This is a genomic window from Paenibacillus planticolens (assembly GCF_013141725.1).
Lineage (GTDB): Bacteria > Bacillota > Bacilli > Paenibacillales > NBRC-103111 > Paenibacillus_E > Paenibacillus_E planticolens.
Window position 1 is genome coordinate 113497 of sequence record NZ_WHNZ01000013.1, and the last position, 22667, is coordinate 136163.

The 22667-nt window shown below is 39.7% G+C and carries 21 protein-coding genes; 6 read left to right on the forward strand and 15 right to left on the reverse strand.

Annotation, left to right across the window (positions count from 1 at the left end; translation table 11 throughout):
* Positions 1 to 12: 12 nt before the first annotated feature.
* Together GC097_RS05545 and GC097_RS05550 are read right to left on the reverse strand one after the other, a co-directional pair.
* Positions 13 to 1203 (reverse strand): M24 family metallopeptidase, encoded by a 1191-nt coding sequence (locus GC097_RS05545; RefSeq protein WP_171682352.1) that lies wholly within the window; start codon positions 1201 to 1203, stop codon positions 13 to 15.
* 258 nt (positions 1204 to 1461) lie between these two features.
* A complete protein-coding gene (locus GC097_RS05550) occupies positions 1462 to 1794 on the reverse strand; it encodes a DUF3870 domain-containing protein (protein ID WP_171682353.1) in 333 nt (110 codons plus the stop codon).
* Positions 1795 to 2556: 762 nt separating this feature from the next.
* On the opposite strand from GC097_RS05550, the gene GC097_RS05555 reads away from it, so the two are divergent.
* The 3 genes from GC097_RS05555 to GC097_RS34650 all read left to right on the forward strand — a co-directional run bounded on the left by GC097_RS05555 (position 2557) and on the right by GC097_RS34650 (position 6080).
* Positions 2557 to 2712 (forward strand): carbon storage regulator, encoded by a 156-nt coding sequence (locus GC097_RS05555; RefSeq protein ID WP_076338376.1) that lies wholly within the window; start codon positions 2557 to 2559, stop codon positions 2710 to 2712.
* A gap of 645 nt (positions 2713 to 3357) precedes the next feature.
* Positions 3358 to 3558 carry a carbon storage regulator gene (locus tag GC097_RS05560; RefSeq protein WP_147947667.1) on the forward strand — a complete coding sequence of 67 codons (201 nt, stop codon included), beginning with the start codon at positions 3358 to 3360 and terminating at the stop codon, positions 3556 to 3558.
* 158 nt (positions 3559 to 3716) lie between these two features.
* On the forward strand, positions 3717 to 6080 hold the full coding sequence (locus GC097_RS34650; protein WP_281364243.1) for a flagellin N-terminal helical domain-containing protein: 2364 nt from the start codon (positions 3717 to 3719) through the stop codon (positions 6078 to 6080).
* 88 nt (positions 6081 to 6168) lie between these two features.
* Here the strand turns inward: GC097_RS34650 and GC097_RS05575 are convergent, their stop codons facing one another.
* The 3 genes from GC097_RS05575 to GC097_RS05585 all read right to left on the reverse strand — a co-directional run bounded on the left by GC097_RS05575 (position 6169) and on the right by GC097_RS05585 (position 9549).
* On the reverse strand, positions 6169 to 6855 hold the full coding sequence (locus GC097_RS05575) for a response regulator transcription factor (RefSeq protein ID WP_171682354.1): 687 nt from the start codon (positions 6853 to 6855) through the stop codon (positions 6169 to 6171).
* 21 nt (positions 6856 to 6876) lie between these two features.
* Entirely contained in the window at positions 6877 to 9018 is a 2142-nt protein-coding gene (locus GC097_RS05580; protein ID WP_171682355.1) for an ATP-binding protein, read from the reverse strand.
* 171 nt (positions 9019 to 9189) lie between these two features.
* The gene (locus GC097_RS05585; protein WP_171682356.1) at positions 9190 to 9549 is read right to left on the reverse strand and encodes a MerR family transcriptional regulator; all 360 of its coding nucleotides are present in this window, start codon (positions 9547 to 9549) and stop codon (positions 9190 to 9192) included.
* Between the two features lie 119 nt (positions 9550 to 9668).
* On the opposite strand from GC097_RS05585, the gene GC097_RS05590 reads away from it, so the two are divergent.
* Positions 9669 to 10307 (forward strand): nitroreductase family protein, encoded by a 639-nt coding sequence (locus tag GC097_RS05590; protein WP_171682357.1) that lies wholly within the window; start codon positions 9669 to 9671, stop codon positions 10305 to 10307.
* Positions 10308 to 10469: 162 nt separating this feature from the next.
* Here the strand turns inward: GC097_RS05590 and GC097_RS05595 are convergent, their stop codons facing one another.
* On the reverse strand, positions 10470 to 11060 hold the full coding sequence (locus GC097_RS05595; RefSeq protein WP_171682358.1) for a TetR/AcrR family transcriptional regulator: 591 nt from the start codon (positions 11058 to 11060) through the stop codon (positions 10470 to 10472).
* Positions 11061 to 11209: 149 nt separating this feature from the next.
* Between GC097_RS05595 and GC097_RS05600 the strand changes: the two genes are divergently transcribed.
* Positions 11210 to 12154, forward strand: a complete 945-nt coding sequence (locus GC097_RS05600) for a ketopantoate reductase family protein (protein ID WP_171682359.1) — start codon at positions 11210 to 11212, stop codon at positions 12152 to 12154.
* Between the two features lie 1189 nt (positions 12155 to 13343).
* On the opposite strand, the gene GC097_RS05605 is transcribed toward GC097_RS05600, so the two are convergent.
* From GC097_RS05605 to GC097_RS05625, 5 genes are all read right to left on the reverse strand, one after another.
* Positions 13344 to 13937 carry an ATP-binding protein gene (locus tag GC097_RS05605; protein WP_171682360.1) on the reverse strand — a complete coding sequence of 198 codons (594 nt, stop codon included), beginning with the start codon at positions 13935 to 13937 and terminating at the stop codon, positions 13344 to 13346.
* A gap of 21 nt (positions 13938 to 13958) precedes the next feature.
* On the reverse strand, positions 13959 to 14378 hold the full coding sequence (locus GC097_RS05610; RefSeq protein ID WP_171682361.1) for a GNAT family N-acetyltransferase: 420 nt from the start codon (positions 14376 to 14378) through the stop codon (positions 13959 to 13961).
* A gap of 28 nt (positions 14379 to 14406) precedes the next feature.
* Positions 14407 to 15408 (reverse strand): hypothetical protein, encoded by a 1002-nt coding sequence (locus GC097_RS05615; protein WP_171682362.1) that lies wholly within the window; start codon positions 15406 to 15408, stop codon positions 14407 to 14409.
* Positions 15409 to 15492: 84 nt separating this feature from the next.
* Positions 15493 to 17574, reverse strand: coding sequence for a cyclophane-forming radical SAM/SPASM peptide maturase YhhB (gene yhhB, locus GC097_RS05620; protein ID WP_171682363.1), 2082 nt, complete (start codon positions 17572 to 17574; stop codon positions 15493 to 15495).
* Positions 17575 to 17655: 81 nt separating this feature from the next.
* Positions 17656 to 17838 carry a hypothetical protein gene (locus GC097_RS05625; protein ID WP_171682364.1) on the reverse strand — a complete coding sequence of 61 codons (183 nt, stop codon included), beginning with the start codon at positions 17836 to 17838 and terminating at the stop codon, positions 17656 to 17658.
* A 244-nt stretch (positions 17839 to 18082) separates the two neighbouring features.
* Between GC097_RS05625 and GC097_RS05630 the strand changes: the two genes are divergently transcribed.
* Positions 18083 to 18661, forward strand: a complete 579-nt coding sequence (locus tag GC097_RS05630) for a site-specific integrase (protein WP_171682457.1) — start codon at positions 18083 to 18085, stop codon at positions 18659 to 18661.
* A gap of 337 nt (positions 18662 to 18998) precedes the next feature.
* On the opposite strand, the gene GC097_RS05635 is transcribed toward GC097_RS05630, so the two are convergent.
* The 4 genes from GC097_RS05635 to GC097_RS05650 form a co-directional block, all read right to left on the reverse strand.
* Positions 18999 to 19337 (reverse strand): hypothetical protein, encoded by a 339-nt coding sequence (locus GC097_RS05635; RefSeq protein ID WP_171682365.1) that lies wholly within the window; start codon positions 19335 to 19337, stop codon positions 18999 to 19001.
* A gap of 171 nt (positions 19338 to 19508) precedes the next feature.
* Positions 19509 to 20978, reverse strand: coding sequence for a helix-turn-helix transcriptional regulator (locus GC097_RS05640; protein ID WP_171682366.1), 1470 nt, complete (start codon positions 20976 to 20978; stop codon positions 19509 to 19511).
* A gap of 65 nt (positions 20979 to 21043) precedes the next feature.
* The gene (locus GC097_RS34105; RefSeq protein WP_246293972.1) at positions 21044 to 22024 is read right to left on the reverse strand and encodes a hypothetical protein; all 981 of its coding nucleotides are present in this window, start codon (positions 22022 to 22024) and stop codon (positions 21044 to 21046) included.
* Positions 22025 to 22285: 261 nt separating this feature from the next.
* Positions 22286 to 22576, reverse strand: coding sequence for a hypothetical protein (locus GC097_RS05650; protein WP_171682367.1), 291 nt, complete (start codon positions 22574 to 22576; stop codon positions 22286 to 22288).
* Positions 22577 to 22667: the final 91 nt, after the last annotated feature.

Consider the following 22667-nt stretch of genomic DNA (forward strand, 5'->3'; position numbering starts at 1 on the left):
CTAACAAAGTCTTCAATGACAGATCATCGATTCCAGATCTCGAGGATAATAGGTGAGCATTTCCATCCCGTTCTCTGTGACGAGAATCGTCTCCGCATGCCGGAACCCACCTAGCTCCTTCACATAGATACCCGGCTCCACTGAAAAAATCATGCCTGCTTGAAGAATCGTAGGGTCTCCTGTATCGAAGAACGGCGCTTCATGATTCCTTAAGCCGAGCGAATGGCCCGTGTGATGGCGAGTCAGGTGAGCGACGCCAGATTCTTGTAAAAAGCGCTGCACTTCTTTATCCACTTCCGATGCCGGTATACCGGCGCGAATCGTACGGAAGGCTACATTTTGCGCCTCGACCATAAGGTTAAAGTAGTGCTCCTGTTCTTTGCTTACTTCCTGCACGAACATGGTTCGCTCCAATTCGCTGTGATAGCCCCATACAGCCGCATCGGCGCCTGTTACAAGCGTGTCTCCCCGTTTTAAAGTGATACTCTGCGTAACCGCATGCGGAATAGCGGACATCGGGCCTACCTGACCGCGGAATACGGCAATCACATTCTGACCGTAGCCTCCATATGGCTTGTAATCGTTTCCAAGTGCATCTAGCATAATTAAGGATGCTTCATGACTGGCACGGCTTTCGATTTCAATTGCATCTACGCCCGGCTTGGCATACTTTTGCAATAATCGATGGGCGAGGTGCGACCATCTCAGCGATTCCTTAATCAGCTCAATCTCATTCGGTGATTTCACATACCTTGCTTCCTCGACCCAACCATACAGAGATACGAATCTCTTCGCGGTCACAAGATCGCTGATTCTAGGTCCTCGATATCCCATCGGCGAGCCGTATCCGTCCGAATCAAACCCGATTGTTTTAGATGCAAACTGGTAATCAATCAAAATATCCTTGAGATATTCCATCGGATGGCGAAGGCCGGGATACTCCGGATAGGAATGAACGAAATCTGCTCCGGCATATAGCTCGGCATGCTCATGCTCCAACGCAGGAACGAACATGTGAGACCGTCCGGAGGGATCAATCAATAGCCCCATTGGTCTTTCAGTAGGATGGAAATGAAACCCAGTTAAATAAAAAATGTCAATGGCATTAAATAAAATTGCACATTCCACATCGCTGGCATGAAGCCTTGAAATAAATTTGTTCCGGCGCTCCATAATTTCTTCTTTCGGTATCGCTAATAGCATGGTGACCCCCCTTTTTCAAATGAAAAATTGTTGAAATTGCACAATTCAGAAAACAAAAATACCAAGCGAAACTAATCCTCCTTATCAATCAATAAGGAAAGATGAGTCAGCTTGGTACTTAAGTTCTGAACGTATGAATAGGGGCTGCCTATTCACAGGAACTTAGGCTCGCTGTTCAATACATGTAATTGTTAATAACTTATGTATAAAAATATAAATGAATTTTCAAAAAATTTCAACTGTTTTGTTTCCAACTTGTTACTGCTTCATGGATTTATAGATCTCAAACTGATTGTATGCATCTAGAATGGCCATGATGATCGCTTTCTTTCCTAGTCCGAAATAGCGACTCTCGAACCTCTTAATCGGGGTCTCTACCCCTTCCTTCAGATCATGATTCACTAATATATCTTTGAGAAAGCCTGTACACATGTTCGTGATAAACGTGCTGGAGACATTAATAATCCGATCCGTTTCTGGGTCAATCTCAAAACCTATTCCCATGACACCATAAAGATTTTTCGCTGCCATGCCATCTGGCAAACGTGAATAACCCGTACAAATAATGGTATCCATGCGCCCACTGTTCAAAATGGAAGCCCCCTTCGAATCATTTGTCCTATCAAGCATTTCTTTAATAATAAATCAATATGAAATTGCTTTCCAGAGCTAATTTGGAGGGAGTGATTGAAGGTTGGTTGCATAATGATTAGTTATTTAAGGAGATGGGAATTCGTGTAAACTAAAATATCTCACATAAGCATTCGGAGCTAGATCGGCTTTGAGTATATCTTATGGGAGAGCATTATTTCTTATAGCTACCTTCCGCTACCTCATTTTTATATCACCAATTCACAAATTCTGGATAATAGTCTAGCAAGATTGAAAATTGCTATTAACGCAAAAAAGCCCTCTAAAAAGGGCTTTTCAACATCTAGCATTGTTAACGTATCGATACTAATAAATGGATTACCTTTCCCTATGACACTAACACTTAATATGAGAGGACAACCCACATGGACTGCTCACTCGTTGTTTCCTTTCCAAACCAACAAAGCTACTGACTCCACATGCATCGTATGCGGGAAGCGACCACTTCGCCACGGCATCTATTACAGTCGCTTAATATCGCATCGAACCAACGTTCTTACAGCCAATTATCTGTTTCTTTGGCATGCTTTATCTCGAGCGTGAACTTAAAGTTTTCTTTAAGTTTCATTAATGGGCTAATCTAGCATGATATAATTCAAGGAGAAAAAAAAGTTACTGATGCAGGAAGAAATACGGAAACCTCGATTGAACAAATTATGTTCAAATCACATAAAGATCTTTCACGGTAAAGGAGTGAGTCTGATGCTGGTCGTTGGAAGAAAACCCGGACAATACATAGTGATCAACGAAAAAATTATCATAAAGGTAATTAAAAGTGAAGAGGGGCACTTACGCTTGGCCATTGAAGCGCCAAAAGATATCTCTATCGTTCGCGGAGAATTGCTTAATCAAGAATAATCACAAGTATCTCGGTTTTTTCGTTTTGGCAGCTTTGAACTAGTCCAATAGCTGCAGTTCTCTTGCTTTGGAGATAACGGTCTTGGATATCCGTGGGTCTCTCTCGGCTCCGGTTGATGTCTTTCTCAGCCTCTACAACCAATTCCCCCTCTCTCCCCAACAGGATTATTCCCCTTTCGGCACCGGCATTACAGATTGCCAGTTCAAGGAAGTCCCCTAGCAAATCCAACTCTGCCTTATCCTTAGACACAATTTTGATACCTGCCGGAGAGTATCCATATCCAATTCCTTATCCATGGCATTCGATCCATAAAAAATTAATTAATAACTTTCAAAAAAGTTTTTCACAAAAAGACTAAACATTTTAAATAAATTGTCGATATATATATTAATCACATATCCGATTACTCATGGACGAGTAGATACGCATGTAGTTTCAAGGAGGAACATTTGAAACAGATGCCTATTTATTCGTCTTTTTGCTGTTTAAATGTCGTTTTTTGACAATTGAATATTTTATTAAATAATTACGAGACTTAGGATGAGCAAATAAGTCGCCGTCATTCTTCAGGAGGAAGAAGGGCAGCGACCTGTTTGCTCATTTTTTTTATGTCAATTTAATAAGCGGGATAAGGGGATGAGCCAATGCTCGTGTTAGGGAGAAAACCCGGAGAATATGTGCTGATCGACAACAACATTATGGTAAAGGTCATTAAGAGCGATGAAGGCCATTTACGCTTGGCGATTGAAGCACCAAAGCATATTTCTATTGTTCGTGGAGAGTTATGGGAAGAAAACAATATAGCCTTAGAAACGGCAAAAAAGGTCGAGGCCCCTGCCACTTAAGGACGAGTGGTGAAGTCAAGGAAGATAACAGTTTGACTTACAAATCCTTGTTTTGGATTAGCGCGCAATCCATCAATGACTTGTGAGTACAGGGTATGCGCTTCAAAGGATGCAAACGGATAGGCATCCTCAAACACACCACATGGAGGTAATGAGAAATGAGAATTAACCACAACATTGCAGCACAGAACACGCACCGCCAATTAGCAGGTAACACAGCAGCAGCAGGCAAATCTTTAGAAAAATTGTCTTCCGGTCTTCGTATCAACCGTGCGGGCGACGACGCTGCAGGTCTTGCGATTTCCGAAAAAATGCGAGCACAAATCCGCGGATTGGATCAAGCACAGCGCAACGCGCAAGATTCGATTTCCCTGATTCAGACGGCAGAAGGCGCGTTGACCGAAACACATAGCATCCTTCAACGTATGAAAGAACTCGCAACGCAAGCTGCCAACGATACGAACACTGCCGATGACCGCGGCGAAATTCAGAAGGAAATCAACCAATTGACGGCTGAAATTAACCGTATTGGCAATACGACCGAGTTCAATACGAAAAAACTGTTAAATGGGGACATTTCGGAAAAATCCGGTGTTGTAACGATTGATAAAACAACTAATCCTTTCAATGCGGGAACAACGACTATTTCGAATCCGGATTTAGATAAGAACAGTTCTCTGAAGGCAGGAAATTATACAATAGATGTTATAGACACTGTAACGAAATCCGCAACCCATACTGCTGATAATGCAATTAAAGACGTTAGCGTTGGGGCAAACTCAACTCTAAACAGCGGCGATTATGAAATTCGTATTGGCCAAACGCAAACGAAGAATGCATCGCTTGATACCCCAGCCGGCTCTGTAACAGGCGTTTCGATTGCTCCTACTTCTACTTTGGCTAACGGTGCACATGAAGTAACAATTACAAGAACAGATTCTGTTGCAACCGGCGCATTCACCGGTGCCAATACAGGCCTTACGGCCGACGGTATTACGGTTACAGGTAACAACCCAGTGTCTGGAAGCTTTGATGTAAAAACTGTAGGCGTTTTAGGTGCGGTAAACAATGGTACTGTTGGCCCAGGTGCCGCTGGTGCCCTTACTTTGAGTTTAGATAACCCTTCGGCACTGAGCAATGGAGTAGGATATCAACTTGCTTATGCAGATGAAGGCAACGGTATTTTTAGTGTTCAATTAATGGATACCGACGGCACTACAGCTTTAACAGACAAAGTTATTCTTGATAATAACGTACAAAATTATCAATTCAAGGCATTGGGATCAACCAATGACTTCGGGGTGAGCTTTAAAACCGCTACTGGGGTTAACACCACATTAACTGGAGCTAACGCAGGCGGAAATCACCAAACATTTGATGTAAGCAGCACAGTTACATTAAGTAAAGGCGGCAGCACTGTAGGTACTACATCTATTGCTGCAGGTGCTGCTGCAGGTAGTGTAACGATTGGAGATTTCACGATTGCCCACGGCGTTGGTAACACAATTAAAAATGGAACTGATAGCTTTACTGTCACTAATGATCTTGCAGCATCATTTGACGGCGGACCTGCAGTAACCTTTACTGCCGGCAGCACAGTTACCTTCGCAAACGGAGTAAGCATTGATACTCGTGCTGATAGTACGACGTATAGCGCTTCTAACACTTATGACCTTACCGTTGGTACCGCAACCGCTTATACGGCAACAGTCCACGATGCCAATGGTGGCGTTGTGGTTGGCACGCAAACCTTAACGGATGGCAGCACTTATAACCTAGGTAATGGCGTAGATCTTACGATCGGTACACTTACTGGCCCTACTACACATGCATTTAGCGTTACTGCCGCAACAACGAAAACCGCTAAGCTGACAAACACAACAACTGGTGATACGACTACGAAATCTGATATTGCAGCCAACTCCACGATCGATTTTGGAAATGGTCTCAAAGTAAATATGGGCGCAAAAACGAATGGTCAAGCCGCTTTTACAGTTGAAGGTGGCGTTGAGGACAGATCCTTGTCGATGCAAGTCGGAGCAAACCAAGGTCAGTCCTTGTCCATGAATGTTGCAGACATGCGTGCAAGTGCTCTCGGGATAACTTCTTCTGATGCATCTGCAGTAATTAAAGATACAAGTGGAAATGTGATTACGGGTGCTGCTTGGACAACTACGAAACAAAGCAATAATGGCACTGATAACGTTAATGTTGAGTACTCCCTTGATGTTTCGGATGCGACTAAGGCTTCTGCAGCAATCAAAGTACTAGACAATTCCATTAATGCTGTATCCGCCGAACGTTCCAAATTAGGTGCATACCAAAATCGTTTGGAGCACACAATTAACAACCTTGGAGCTGCTTCTGAAAACCTTACTGCCGCTGAGTCGCGTATCCGTGACGTGGACATGGCGAAGGAAATGATGGAGTTCACTAAGAACAACATTCTTTCTCAAGCAGCGCAAGCAATGTTAGCTCAAGCCAACCAACAGCCGCAAGGCGTACTGCAATTGCTCCGTTAATCAAAATCAACCTCCATCTCCACTTTATCAAAGGTGGAATTGGAGGTTGTTTTGCATGAAGTCTGGGATCCTCTCTCTCAAGCTCACACTAACTTCTGGCAACCAGCATATATCCGGCCCCCCGAATCGTAATGATTCTCTCAGGATTGACAGGGTCAGCCTCGATTTTTTTACGTAAATTACTGATGTGTACAGCGACCGTTCTCATATCCTCTAGACTCTCCATTCCCCAGATGAGCTGAAACAACGTATCGACAGTGACTACACGATTAACGTTTTGTGCCATATAGGACAGTAGACTGAACTCTTTTTTCGTTAAAAAAATGGGATTACTACCCATGATGACGGACTGTGCGTAGTAATCCAGCGTCAAACCCGGTAACTCCAGCAGTTGTTCCTTTCTGCCCGTCGACACTCTGCGAAGGTGAGCCTTGATCTTGGCCATGAGTACTCCTGGACTAAACGGCTTGGTCACATAATCGTCGCCTCCATAGGATAATGCGCTGATTTTGACCTCGTCCTCCTCACGGCTGCTCAGAAACACGATCGGCGCATTCGTGTAGCTACGTGCGTTCCTGCACCAATCAATGCCGTTTTCATTAGCCAGAAGTACATCCAGTACAATCAAATCCGGCTCGAACGACGCAAGCAGTTTCATAGCTTCTGTCCCGCTATAGCTGTAGGAGCATATGAAGCCCTCACGCTCGCAATAAACCTGAACAATCTCGCATATATTGGGATCATCATCGACGATCATAATTTTGTGCATGTCCATAACGCCGTCACCTTCTTTCTTCTACAATACAAGAATACAAGGAAGTGATACATAGAATATCGACCCCGTCTTGCCATCGCTCTCCGCTCGAATCGTCCCTCCATGCGCTTGTACGATTTCTCTGCAAATCGCCAGCCCGAGCCCGCTGCCCTCTACACCCTTCTCCACGCCCGGTCGATCATACTTGTAATTGCGATCGAAGATTTGCTCTAGCTGATCCGGAGGAATACCCATGCCAGAATCTTGCACGCTAATGATCGCATAGCGGGCATGATTCACCTCGTACACAGCTAGCGCAATACGCACCAACCCACCTCTAGAGGTGAACTTCATCGCGTTCGACACTAGATTAAATAACGCCTGCTCTAATCTTTGCGCATCCATTTCGACAACAGGCACGTTAGGGCGTTGATCTTCCACATCTCTGAAATCCAGCCTGAAATCCAACCCTGCGTCACGCACAACTAACTCATATTGTTCATAGAACCGGCGCAAGAAGTGAGCCACATGAACCTGCTCCATTCGGTACGAGACTTGTCCCGTCTCCAAATGCGACAAGAAGGACAACTCCTCGATCATGCGGTTAATCCTTATCGTGTTATCCCGGATATACTTTAAGTACTGTTCATTGCGCTCCGGCTTGACTCTGTCCTGCACAGCCTCGACATAACCAAGCATACTGGACAGCGGCATACGCAGATCATGCGTAATATAGGCAAGGAGCTTCTTCCTCCCTTGCTCGGAGTGAAGCAACCGGTCATACGAAGTGCGGAGATCATCATGAGCTGCGGATAAGTCATGAGTACGTTCCTGTACGATCACTTCCAAATTCATATTCATTTCAGTCAGCTTGTCGTTAGCGACCTGCAGCTCACGTGTAATCCTCTCTTCGTTTGATGCCGCCCTCGTAAATCTTGAAGAAAGCAGAATCATCTGTGCGATCGTAAACACCAACAGACCAAGCGGAGATGTATTTCCGATTCGTGACCATTCATTGTAATATAAAAAATCGTTGACGACAGTAACTAAAGCAACCACCGACACCAGCAGGAAGATTAGCGCTCCCTCCATGCGCCATATAGCCACTTTGACCAGCCCAACCATCAGATAAACCATATGAAGAACAACCATCACACCGATTATCAGTAACATTTTTGTATATAGAAGTGCAGGGGTCACCACAACAACGACACAGAATGCGCTGGTAACGATCCGCGTGCCAAGATGAAACCAACGCGACACATAATTCGGAAAAATGCTATCAAAGTACATCGTGATGATATAACCACTGCTGCAAAGAATCAGGTACTCGATCTTGAACTGCAATCCCCATGGAAAAGCTGGCCATATTTGTGTAATCATGAGCTCGCCGACCAACAAGGATCGGATACCAAACAACACGGTGAATAGACCAAAATACAATGGAGCCCTGTCTTTGCGTCGCAGTATGAACAACAGCAGGTGATACATACCAATCACCAGCAGGCTTGCGGTGATGAACGTTTCAGCGGCGATTCTCAGATTTGTCCTGACCGTTAACACATCACTGCCGCCCAACTCTATATACTTGGTGATGCCGCCTCGATTATGATGAAAATTGGCTACTTGCATAACCAGCTCCACCCTGTCATTCTCGGGCTGGAAGAACACCAGCTTCGTTGCCAGATGCGGGGTCACGTTACTCTTGTCCTGACCAACTTCACCAACTTCTTCCAGAAGTTTACCATTAACCCATAACTTATACGCATGAAAGATAGTAGGCATCCGCAGAGCAAGCCGCTCATTCCTATCCTGTTCGCTAAGTTGGATGACTACCCGAAAGGTTGCAAAGCCTGTACCGTTCAGCTGCTGACCATCTAACCGATAGCCTAGCCAGGAGCTCGGGATGCTGATCCAGCGGTCATGATTTCCGTCCCTTGCCGAACGAATCTGAATTTCCTCCGGTGACAGCAGCTCTTGCCAGTAGAACGCCCACTCCCCTTTTAACTTTAGCGGATTCTCACTGACATGAGCCTGCGTTAAATCCAGAATGCCTTTTTCACTTTGCAACTTAGGGGAGTCCGGTGCAGAGATAACGGCATAGCTTACAATCAAACCAACAACAACGGCAGCAGCTATATAAAGCAAGATAATACGAGAACCGTATCGGAGAATACCCCTCATGATGAAAACGACCCCAATCTACAAGATGCGCAATAAGTTAGTTAATTATCTAAACAATAACATCAATAAAGGAAAATGTGCCCTACAAATATCTACGAAGTGTTGAACACAAACATTACGATGAGGTCCTTTTTTGAACGTAAGAAAAACCGTCCACTCCCGGACGGTCCATTAACACTGTGTTTGAAAATTCGCTTTTCCTTCTAAGATCGCATGCAAAAATTTTTTCGACTTTCTCAATCGCTGCTGGACATCTTCAATTTCTCTAATTTTTTGTTCAACAATTTTTTTCTTTACCTCGTATGTTAAATTAAGTCCTTGATTGACTAGCAAGCATAGCTCCTCTATAGAAAAGTCTACGGATAAAAGTGCCTTCACATCATTTAGAAATTCAACAACTTCTTCGGAATAAATACGATAATTATTTACATCCCTTTTCACAAATGTGTCTGGAATTAGGTTCTTACGTTCATAGAATCTCAGTGTTGATATGGGCAGACCCGTTAATTTTGAAACATCTTTTATTTTCATAATGGGACCTCTTTTTATTCACTTGCTATAAACCTAGGTTTATAGTTCATAATGCGAATATGATAACAAACGACATACACAATGTCAAAAAATTCAACGTTATCAAAAGGAGAGCTTCTATGTTTAACCATATTCAAAATAACGATTTCGCCAGTATAGTCCAGGGACGACGTTCCGTTCGTCATTATGATGAGAACTTTAAAATATCGAAAGAAGAGTTAAACGAAATGATTTCGGAAGCCAGCTTGGCTCCGTCCTCCGCCAATATGCAGCCTTGGCGCGTAGTCGTGGTCGACACTCCGGAAGGAAAAGAAAAACTAAGGCCTCTTGTCCGGTTCAATACAGTACAAAACGATACATCATCGGCCATGTTATTAATTTTTGGTGATACCGAAAGCTATTTATATGCGGAAGAAATTTACAATCAAGCCGTGGAAAAAGGAAAAATGCCAGCTGAAGTACGAGATCGTCAACTCGGAACAATTCTATCGATGTATCCGACTCTACCAAAAGAACTCAAAATTGAAGTTGCAAAAATCGATAGCAGCCTCTTTGCAATGCAGTTAATGTTAGTAGCTCATGCACATGGGTATGATACGAATCCAATGGCAGGCTTTGAAGTTGACCAAGTAGCTAAAGCATTTGATTTAGATGAAGAACGCTATGCTCCAGTAATGATTATTTCAATAGGAAAAGCCAAAGAAGAAGGGCATGAGTCAGTTCGATTAAGTTCTGACAAGATTACATTTTGGAGGTAACTTCTGATTAAAGATTGCGACGACGGGAAGCGATAGTTCATCCAATACAAACAGCGGCAGCTTCGGACTTTATTTCCTCGTCCATGACTGCCGCTCACCGTATTTTTTTCATTGTCAGTAATATAGGAGTGTTGTTCGATCATGTGTTCAGTTAAAATCACCTTACTTTTTATTCGAATCAGGGCGCCGCGGATTGACCATGCCAAAGATATGATACGGTGTTATCCCATTTGCAAATAGGCTATCTACCAACTTGACCAATTCTTCCGACGATAGATCTTTGCCGTTGCGTATCCAAAGGCGAAACATAGATATTAATGTTGATATGTAAAACTCAATTATGTATGGTGCTAAGACATCATTTGTTGGAAAGTCCACAATCAATCTCTCAAAGGGAATTTCTCTTTTCAGGCGTTCAACAAAATGAACAGAACCATAGTCGCCCAAGAGGGCTTTAAGAACTGAAATTTCCTCTGCATTTTCCAAGCATTGAAGTGCATCTTGGAAAGTATGTGTAGAAAACTCTCTGCCTGCCATTTCCTCGTTAATGGATTTCAAGACACGCTCTTCAACGCAGTCCAACAACTCATAGATATCCGTAAAGTATTGATAAAATGTACTGCGATTATATCCTGATTGGTTAGCAATCTCTTGAATGGATATTTTTTCAATTGGTTTTTGGCTATATAAATCACAGAATACATTTATAAATGTTTGCCTTGTTTTGTCCGTAATTTCAGGTTGCTTATTCATTATTTACCTCCATTTTTCTGTTCAATTGATTATACGACAGATATTAAAAATCTGATGGTTGATGACCGTATAGTGAATCTATACAATAACATTATACAACACGTTGTTTGATCATTAACAAGGATTAATATATATTTTCAGGAGGCAATATGAGAATTTTATTCTTCGGTAGAGGTGTAATATCTACCCAATATGCTTGGGCTTTTGAAAAGGCAGGGCATACAGTTGAGTTTTACGTTAGAAAAGGGAGAAAAGAAACCTTCGGAAGCAACATAGAGCTTGAAATGTGGGACGCACGAAGAGGGAAACAGCTAATAAAAGAAAGCTGGAACGTCAAACTGCATGAGGAGATGAGCCCAAATTATGATCTCATTATTGTTAGTGTCAACACGGAACAACTTCCAGAAGCAGCACAATTACTATCGACTGCTGCTGGAAACACCCCTGTCCTAATATTCAATAACGTTTGGCAAGATTTGAAATCATCGATCTCACCATTGTCTATGAACAATGTTGTCTTTGGGTTCCCAGGAGGCGGCGGCGGCATCGCGGACAATAGGCTTAGAGGTGGCTTTTTAAAAATGCTATTTCTGGAAAAACCACGGGTAGGCACTGAACATATTAACAACAAGGTCAAAGAACTATTTGAAAGTGCCCATTTTAAAATTAGTTGGATAAAGGATATGCAAAACTGGCTATGGAATCACTTTGCCATGAATGCGGCTATAGAGACCGAGGTGTTAAAACTGGGAAGTTTTCCAGCACTCATGAATCATAGTGACTCATTCGCAAATGTTGGTAAGAATATGAGGGGAATTATCCCTGTACTTAAAGCAAGAGGTGCAAAGATTGATACGATTTCTCTACTGTTAACTAAGATTCCACCAGCACTTCTCGGTACGCTTTTTAACAAAGTTATTTTTGCAAAGGGCAGCTTACCACGACTTTTCATCGAATACAACAATAGTAAAGCAGGTTTTGCGGTACTTGAAGTTGTGAGAGAAGCAAAAAAGTTAGGTATACCTTTACCACGTCTTACTGTGGCATTTGAAAACAATGAACAACACAAAGCTATTGAAAATTCCATATCATAAAAATTTGCAGGATTCTCTGTCATCATGCGGATAATTTTGGCCTAAAACAAGGGGCGTAGCCTATTTAGGCTCGCCCCTCCATTCCATCAATAATACGCACTCCACATGCACCGTATGCGAGTCAAAAAGCGAGTTTTGTAGAGACTGTTATAGTCGGCTAAAGCCTTGATTTTACTGGGATTTTGATGTTCGTATTAAGTTCGCTTAGGCTCGTTTTGTTAGTTTAGGAGAGTGTTTTTCACCAATTTGACACCAACTTTTCAAATGGTAGAACGTAATATAGTTGTAATTTTCACATGCACCTATTAAGGATTTAAATGGGTTCATGTTTAAGAAATTCATGTATCTTCTTATGGGTGCATTTATATTTACAACATAATGTACATGTACCCATTCTGGGTACATCTATTTTAAAACCTATATAAATCAATACTTAAATGGGATTACATGTACCCAGAAGGATACGTGTTACTTTTGATGGAAAATTAGCGCCAATTTTCACACTCTTATCCCCAAATTATTACATGTTACCCAGAGCTGCCGAATGTGGATATAGCAAGGTTTTGAATGTTGTTCGTCACCAACTTCCACACCAATTTTATTTAGTCTTTAATAGGTGCATGTATAATAAATTGAGTTCATCCTTTAGTGGAATCATCATTAAAGAATTTACTTTCAGAAAAGTAATCATCGGTATCTTAATAACAGTTGCTTTGAGTGGTATTCTTCGATTCGAAGAGTAAATCAAGTATTATACCGGGTGAAAGAAACGAAAAAAACAACTAAGGAAGAAATTCACAATTCCTACGTTGGGTGTGTTCTTGTTTAGGTTAAATGACTAAAATCACATTACAGAACCTATGTACTTTTGCAAACTATCCTCAACACATTCTGCGGTTTTCGACATAAAATTTATTTGAAACTTTTGGTTTCAGAAAAAACAAAAATCAAAAAGCGCCGGCTTCCCCAAGCCGACGCTCCTCATTTACCACTCAAGACGGTTACCACCTCCGGACACAGCATGTAGCATGAATAAATCATACAGGTTAGGCTTTGATAAAGCCCGGTTTTACTGTGACCGTTAGCCGCGGCGTACGTAATGGTGCAAGTCTATTCGAAGCGCTACGTAAGTGTTAGTCACAAAAGTGTCCCCCGAAAGGAGATATGACCATGACTATAAGTTAAGCCCCTAGCTCTTTAATACATTTTTATTAACCCACTTTTCAAACTTTCTTAATTTATACGCATACACTAAATACATGAGAAAATTAAGATCTTGTATTTTAAGGCCATCTCGCTCAAATTTTCTCTTCATAGACTTAATTACATTGGTTTTCTTAATAATTAATGGTTTGCCCCGCAACCAATCCCACTCGTACAAATCTAAATAAATTTGTACACCATTAAATATATAGAAATTATTAAAATCATTATAACAGTGGATCAATAAATCGTTAAAATAATTGTTAAACTGGGCTCGAAAAATTGCATAATCAGCATTAATGTTTATGTTTCGAATTTCTTTATGCTTATTAAAATAGTTTACAAGGAACTCATCTTTATATCCTTCTGTGTTCATATTCTGATTTTCATCAGAAATAAAACATTCAAAACTATCTAGCTCAATTATGATTACTTTCTTATAAGTTGCGATTTTTTTTGAAAGAGTGCTTTTCCCTGATCCTGGCCTACCGGTAATAAATAAAATGTTATTGTATTGTTTCCAATCTAAAATATTACCTTCTATATCATCAAAATCAGAATAAACATTACAGTTTTGCATTTTATCAGCTCCGCCGAATTACTAACCATTCTTATCCGACTTTCCTCTCCACCTTAATACCAATTGTCCACTTCTAGAAATCTTTACAATTTTAAATCCGGCCCTCTCGGCAGCAACCAAAGAAGCTATATTTTTCTTGCTAATATTAGCATAAATTATCTGATAGGTGCTAAGCTCACAGGCTCTTCTAAAAGCGATCGTCCCGATCCCTTTCCCCTGGTTTTTTTTATTCAACATAACTGTAATAAGTGGAAATGTTTCTTTACTCTTTTTTTCGATTACTACATGACCTGCTCTGTTATCGATATAATAAATATGCCAGTAATTCTCCTTCTTCCCTGGAACTAAAGAAACTTCCGATTCTCTAGCTTTACTTTTTAAGACAGCCGACGACTCTTGATTATTCTGCTCTAAGTAGCCTTCATCTTTCTTTTTATCCATTCTGTTCCCTCATTATAAAACAAATATTTCACTTACTTTTAAAGAATGCAATTAAAGGTTCAATAAACGTATTTTTAGCTGCGATGAAATATTCTGAAGGAAAAAATCCAGGAGAGTAAGAAATGGAAAGTACTCTAACATCCTTGGTCCACTTAGAATTAATAATTTTTTCAAGTGTTTTTTGCATTAATTGAAAAACTTCATCTTTACTAGGATCTAGATTAATATTTTTTTTCCAATCTGAATCTTTATTATATCTATTTGAAAAATAATCAAGATCAATATCCAACCAAACATTCCCTAAATTTCCATTTATTACTGCAAGATCACCTATGTTCTGGTACTTCCATAGTCCCTTATCGTTATTCTCTACTTTTTCTAGGAATGTACGGGAGATTTGTTTACCTCCAATATTGAGGGATTCTACCTTCGGGTGTAGAGAATATATCGGTCCTCTATAATCTGACAGGGGTTGCTTTATATGAAATATAGATCCTGGCTCTGTCATTATTGCAAAAGCGGATAAAAAAGAGCCTATACCAATTACTCCATGTTCTATACATTTTTCAATAAGTTTTGCATCTTCAAACTTGATAACATCCTGAAATAACGAAGATTTGATTTGACCTCTTTTATAAAATAACATTGGAGCCATTAGGTCACTATGATCATCAATATGAATAATAGAATTAATTTTAAAATTATTATTAATCGCGCCAGTTGCAGCTAAGATTGCTTTGGAGTGGAACATAGACACAATAATATGTATGTTATCAGTCTTTTCAAAAATGCAATAATCGGGCAAACTTCCCACATTGTCCACTTTATAGTCCGAAAGCACTGAAATAAGATTCGGATCTACGTACCAAGCTAGATCTGTTGGCCAGTTAAGTTGAAAGAACCACTTTTCAGTGTCTTCAGCAATCATCTTAGGATACTTGTCTTCGAATACCTCAAATAACATATCCATTGCATCGTTAGGAGAAACTGCACTCTTCTTTTCAAAAGGAATTATGGGTAACCTTCTCATATAATAAATTCACCTATACTTGATTTTTTATGTGCTTTAGTATCTCTTCATCTATTGCATTAATACTAATGCACATAATGATTCTTAAAACAATAAACCTGGAGGAGACAATTTTATATCAGTGATATTTAGAGCTTGAGCTAAGCTTTCAACAAATGTGATGCCCTGCGGAGTAAGAAGTGCAAATTGAAGTAGGCTTGAGATTCCATATCTAGCTTGATCCTTAAATTTAATTGCATTTTTTAATGATTTCTCCTTATTAATTCCACTTAAATTAGCATGTGAAAGTGCATTCCAATATAAAGAGAGGTTTGTAAAAACAAAAGTACCATGCAAAAATCCGGATGAATCCCTGAATCCACCTCTCCACGGTGCTGGAAACCTTGGAAATTTATAATCAAAAAGCAGTGGCTCTTCTCCATCCAAATGATAAAGAACTTGATGTAAAAACTCATGGAGAATTGAATCAGCTAAGTCATCAGCATCCAGCAATTTCCCCCCTGCGGACGGCGCGATATAAATAACATTCGGGGCGGTATCATCACTAAATGAAAAGATCCCATTCTCATCCCCAACTTTAGACTTAACAAAAATCAAATCAGTCAGGAGATTACCCATCCCTTTAACTATAGCAGGGTTAAATTCTTCTAAATAAAGTTTAACCTTTTCTAGTAATTTTATTGCTTCTTGGACTTCAATAGATTCAAAGGATAAAACTTCAATTGTATCTTCAAACGGAGCAGTAAGCCATTTCTGGGAAGATTGGATATTAATTGTATCTAACCAAAATGGTCGGATTTCACAAACGTCTATCAAATCCAGCGATTTCTCTTTCTGCAGTGATTCTTTTAGTAAAATAGCTGCCGCTGAAATGGTTAGTTTATCGAGATCTTGAAGATTCATTATTTTTTTAGCTTTATTGTCGGTTGATAATCTCCATTGAGAACAGTTTTCTTCTATTTTTTCAAATTTGTAGTCTTTAAAAACTGGTATTTCATTGTTTATTACCAAAGACTCACTTAAAAGTGTACTCGCTTTGGATATAATTGAGAAAATTTCGTGACAGTAAACTGTTGGAGCATCTAGGCCCCTCTCTTCGTGATATCTATGTGGAATACTCCCACCACCACACGCCTCTAACGCTGGACATTGTGAACATTCCTTCGATATACCCTCACTACTTAACCTGAAGCCATGCTCTAAGATTGTCTCATGAACTGACAGTTCAGCTATAGAAGCAGTAAATACGTTTTTATCTAAAAGAGCTCCATTAGGCCGTGTAATCTTAAAAACATCATGATCAGAATAATGGCCATCTGTTTCAACCACAAGCAAGCAAACAGATCCAAATCCCATTACATCCGTTTGACTCGGCACTCCCAGTCGAGAGGCTAATATTGAGTCGAACCATCTTATAGGAATATAGGAATACTGCCTAAACCATAACTCGAAAGCTTCAAGAAGCCAATCTCGATAAATATGGGATGAGGAATCTCGACCTATAGGGGGATGACAGTGAGTTGCATCAGGAAGTAAGAAATCTAGCCTTGGCAAATTCATAGGACTAAAGAATTCAAATAAGTCCCTAGGATCATTGTAAGGATCAATAACGGCAATTACTCCTTGAAATAGCTCCGATTGCTTTTTTAAAAGATAGTTTAATCCTTGAAATGCATCATTAAATGTAGATTGACTATTATGATCTAACCTGTGTAAGTCATTGGAATTTTTCGGTCCATCTAAACTCATAGAAATTGATATCTTAGCATTAAATAAATCATCTATTACTTCATTAGATAGTAGTGTTCCGTTTGTTTGAACAGAAAAGTTTATTTTAATATTTTCATTATTTATTTGATTTCTAATGATATTAACTGCAGATAATAATGGACCAGACCCAAATAACAACGGCTCTCCACCATGGAATATAATGTCAAATTCATTTATTTGTTCAACTCCAAGGTATTCTTTTAATTTTTGTGAGAATTGTTTAATAACCTCTTCACTCATAATCTTAGGTTGATTCTTCCATGATTGATCGACATGATTGTATACGTAACAATAATCGCAATTGAGGTTACATCTTGAAGTAATTTTCAGTAAAGCAGCAGTAAATCTAGCTCTATACTTTGTTTTCAAGCTACTTTGGTCAACTTGTGTTACCATACTAATCCCCCAATATATCAAAATAAATAAGGGCCTTATTAGAGGCCCCTAGAATCATTTCTCATTTCCATTTATTTAAAATTAGCTGCGATTATGCCGATGATGCATGCGAGAATAATTAACAAAACCTTCCTCATTGTTACGCATATTAATTACGGAAGCTAGTCTTTTTAATGCTGGATTACTATTTAATTGGAGCACTGTTTCTGTAACATTCTTTTTAGTAGAATCTAAATTTTCTATTTTTTTCGCAGACTGTGTCATATAGAAACACCTCATACTTTTTTCCTTAAGTATAATTGGCATCAGTACATTAGTCAATGTCGGATGCGCCATACATAACTATTAGGACCTTAAATTATAATATTGCAAGTTTTTCTATCATACACAATTGCATTATGTATGATTGATAAGAATGGTTATTTAAAAGATCCTTATCCCATGTTTGTATCATCCATAATTTTGAAATAATGAGTTTATGAATGATGATATTGGAGGGATTCCGGTAATGGAGTTTGTGCAGCCGATTCGTGACAAAAACCAAATAAATACGATGAAGAAGATTTTGAAATCGGCAAGCCTTCGGGACTATTGTTTATTTACCTTGGGCATTAATTCAGGATTAAGAATTAGTGACCTATTGAAATTAAAGGTAAGTGATGTCATTGATATAAGCGGAGAGATCAAAGAACGGATTTATATACGGGAGAAGAAAACAAATAAGGTAAAGGATTTCCCGATTAGTAAGGTAGCTAATGAGGCTTTGAAAGAATACCTCACTAACCGAAAAGACCTTTCATATGATGAACCACTTTTCATTTCTCGGAAGCAATACACGGGTAAGGCTTCTCTCCAACGAGATCAAGCATATAAGATCATTAACAATGCAGCAAAATCCATCGGGATTAAGGACCGAATTGGGACCCATACCCTTCGAAAAACATTTGGTTATCATGCATACCAATCAGGTGTGGATATTACCCTGATACAAAAGCTCCTCAATCATTCAGCATCCAGTACAACGCTACGCTATATTGGTATAACTCAGGAGAAAATGGACGACGTGTATTTAAAGTTGAATTTATAGCCTTCATCCTAATCTCATTAGAAATCAGATAATAGATGGTAAGTGACGACATGTAACTTTGTTACTCCTAGTTTAAATTCATGAGAGTTCTTGTATTTAATATCCAAATAGTGGTTAAACTTGTTATGTAAATTTTTCAAGGATGAATAAAGGGACACATGTACCCATTTGGGATATCAGTGGAATTTCTGTATGCGAGTCAAAACGCGAGTTTTATAGAGACTGTTATAGTCGGCTGAAGCCTTGATTTTACTCGGATTTTGATGTTCGCACTGTGTTCGCTTAGGCTCTTTATGTTAGTTTAGGAGACCTTCAACAAAATCTTTAGTCTGATCAGTTAACTCTGAATATTTGGATTTGGTTTTACCAAATATTTACCAACAGTATCTATCATTACGATACTGGGATAATTAGTTTCACTAAACAACCATTTTTTTAATAAGCTTAATAAGTAACCTACCGACACTAATGTACGTAAAGTTAACTTTGCGTAGTATCTCTTACTACTGGAAGAAGTGTACTTTTGCTGATACTTATTCCATAAGCGTTTTTTATAGGTATGCTCGTAACCTAGTACTCCATCCATTGAAGGAGCACTTGCAACTAAATAATTAAGCTTAGTTATTAATTCTTCTACCTGACTACTTAACGATGCCTTCATAACTTTATTTGTCACTTCAAAACTTCAATGTCTACTTCAAAACTTATGTTTCGAACTAAATTTTACCAGAGATAAAAATGAATGTCTATGAATTTGGAACCTACTTACAATGAACATAAAGTATGGAATCACCACATAAATGATCTTTTGACGGCACCTCGGTAATATTGGCGTCAATTGAACGCGTTACAGGAGCTCTTTCGAGTCGCTCATATTCCAAAGTCGATAGACGTTGAATTGTTCATCTTCGTCTAACCAGCGTTTTTTCAGGGCATTCAAATTTTTAAGTTTCGGACCGCTTTTGGGGTCGCTGGAGGATAATTCCTTTTTCAAATGCTGAACCCATGCTTCAACATCGGATTCATTGAATACAAAGCGGTTTCCAGACCGTTTATGCGGTAACTTAAAGACATTAATTCCCCGATGTATATACTCTTTTGACACGTCGAGGTAATGCTTAAGTATCGTCGATGAAATTTCTTCCTTTTGGTATCTAGCGGAATACGCAATATCTCGTTTTCTCTGGCCGTAAATCGTAGCGCCTTCATAAACCCACTCTCGAATCCGCATAGCGTCGGTTTTGTTATACGTAATGTAAGCGATGTTGGGCAGCTTTGATTTTTTATCGTATTCGATGGCATAGTGGATCGATTGCGGTTTGATGCCTAGATGCTCAAAAATACGCTTATATACACCCCAAAGGAATTGATCATTACCTACTATGCTGAGTTCTAATTTTAAAGATTTACGTTTGTTTTCGCTTGTTATCCAGCTCCCATCTCCATCGATAATACCCCGGATGAGATGACGTTCCAACTCTGGACGAACAAGTGGATAATAGATCCGACCTGTCTTCCCTGGCATACAGCCAAGTGCACCCAGATCGTTGACCAGGCACTGACTAGTGGCATCTATAGTATAGTGCGGGTTATGCTTCGGGTTATTAGGAACGACATACATAATCTTATTTTTGTACTGAATAAGGCCTGCGATTTTTTCAATAATATCAAGGTCTGTTAGGCGCAGGCGCATACTGGCATACCCCTTCTCTGGCTGACAACGAATATTACCGTCAGTTGCCATGACGCCATAGACGTAAGCTGTGTTCTCATTACAAATGCCATTCATAAAGAAATAGTGATCGACACGCTTACGTAAAAGTTGGGTCATGTGCCGAGTACGAAGATTTAGATGCCCGTAGGAGCCTAACTCTTCTTTAGGAGCAATAAAAAAGAGATCACTTGAGCGAAAATCTAAATCAGAAATATGCAAGGTTCTCGTTGCTTCAGCTTGGCAAGACTTCTTGCAATATCGGGCGTCATGGTCCCATCTGGGTCGTGTAAATGGTTTTTGGCAGTTTTCACATTTATGCGTTACGTGAGGAATTGCTTCGGGTCGATAAACCCTTATCCCGACTTTTTTGAACGTACCCCATACAGATACTGGAGCGACGCCGCGTCTGCGGGAAATCTCGGCAACAGAAATTTGATTTTGCTGAAGATATTGCGACATTTGATCTGGCGTCATTTCGTAAGTCTGAATAAAGAAATCCAGGTTTCTCTGGTAGCGTTTCTCGCAAGCCTCACCACAAAATTTCTCTTCCTCGTTATCCAACTGTTTTTCGCAACCGAAACGTAAGCATTCCACGATAATCACCTTTCTACCAGCAAATAGTCATACTAAACTGACTCAATAAAAGAGAGCATCAATCGAATAATTATCTATTTCATTCTCAAATAATATGCCTGGTCGATAAACGGTTTTATTTGATCCAAATTCTTAACCCATTCTAATCTTATGTAGACTTCACCTGATGTTGGTGTTCTAGTTATAAATCGTCTTTGGAGCATTTGATTGATCTGCTCCTGCATTCGTTCAGCATGCAATTTATGTTTTCTCCCACCGAGATGAAGGACTAAACATACATCCCTTGCTTTAGTCATTGAAAGGAATTTAAATGAACATCCCTTACTTCTATATCCTATACAGTCTGTTCTCTCTGTTCCCTCAAGCTCATGATGATCAGCTACCTCATCTTTGTAATGAGATTCATGAAATAGATAGTGATGTAATTGTTTAGCTAATCTGCGCGCATCCATCTTAAAGTGACCAAAGAAGTATTCATTTGACATATCAGGGAAACCTACGGAATTATTATCACAAAATTGAATAAATTGATCAATTAAAAATGCAGTCAGCTTTTCTTCTCTAAAGGCAACATATTGTTCCGCAAAAAAATTACGAATGTCGATCCATTTAATTATGATTGGTTCGCTCTCGAACATTTGGCCTGCAGCAAATGTATCCTTATGTCCCTCTAGTTGATTTTTATCCAATTGATCGATCCCAGTCTTTGTCTCTATTAAAATACTTAGTGTCGCCGACAGAATTGCTCCATCTGGCCGTGTTTTTGTTTTAATGGAATTCGTATTTGAAACCCCTTCTGTTTCAGCGATTCCAATAATAAATCCTTTAGACGTACAGATATCTAACTTGCTCCCTACTTCATAAAGATAATCGTATTCCTCCACATTACATTCAGCACCGATAAACTGTGAGATAAAACGATAAGTCAGTAAAGAGCTTGAGTGCTCCAAAACATTTATCAATGCTTTCCTAACATTATTTTCGACCTGCTTAGAAGGCAAGTTCCCAGTTGAATCTCTCTTACCTCTATAATAGTGGAAAATGTTATTGTACATTTCAGTTGCTACACTCCTCTTGCCAACATATTTGCTTACTTGCAGCCTACTCTTTTAGATTGTATTTTGTTCGAAAGAATTGAACATGCCATTCAAAGTAAGCCTTCGTTTTATCACGCCATGCTGTGCACTCTCTGCCTTGTAACTTCAACAATCTACTTTACATAGATTCTAACTTTGCTGAACGAAGTAGAACTAACTCTCCTTCTTTAACTCCGATATATCCTTTTTCAAATAGATCGTCGAAGACCATCTTACACATTAATGCAGCAATGTTATGTTTATCAGCTCTTTCCCCAGGAAGACATTCGGATCTTTTTTTATATGAGCAGCCCACAACACATCCTCTGGATAAACTTCCCCACACATCACACAAGGAGCTTCAGTACAGCCATTCAGAAAATCTTTTCTGAGGTTTGTCTGCTCCTTACGATAGTTAGCTATATGCTGATCATCAAAGTCCCGCTCTACTGGCTCCTCAACTGGTGGTGGCTGCAAGAATTCCTGCTCGTCGATATGGCCAAATCCTTCGAACCATCCCGCTTCTATCACTCTATTGAGAAGCAACTGTGACGGACGTTCCGGGCTTCTATTTGTTTTTGTTATCCTAAGTGCTGTCCAGAGTGCTGGCGCTTCCGATCTT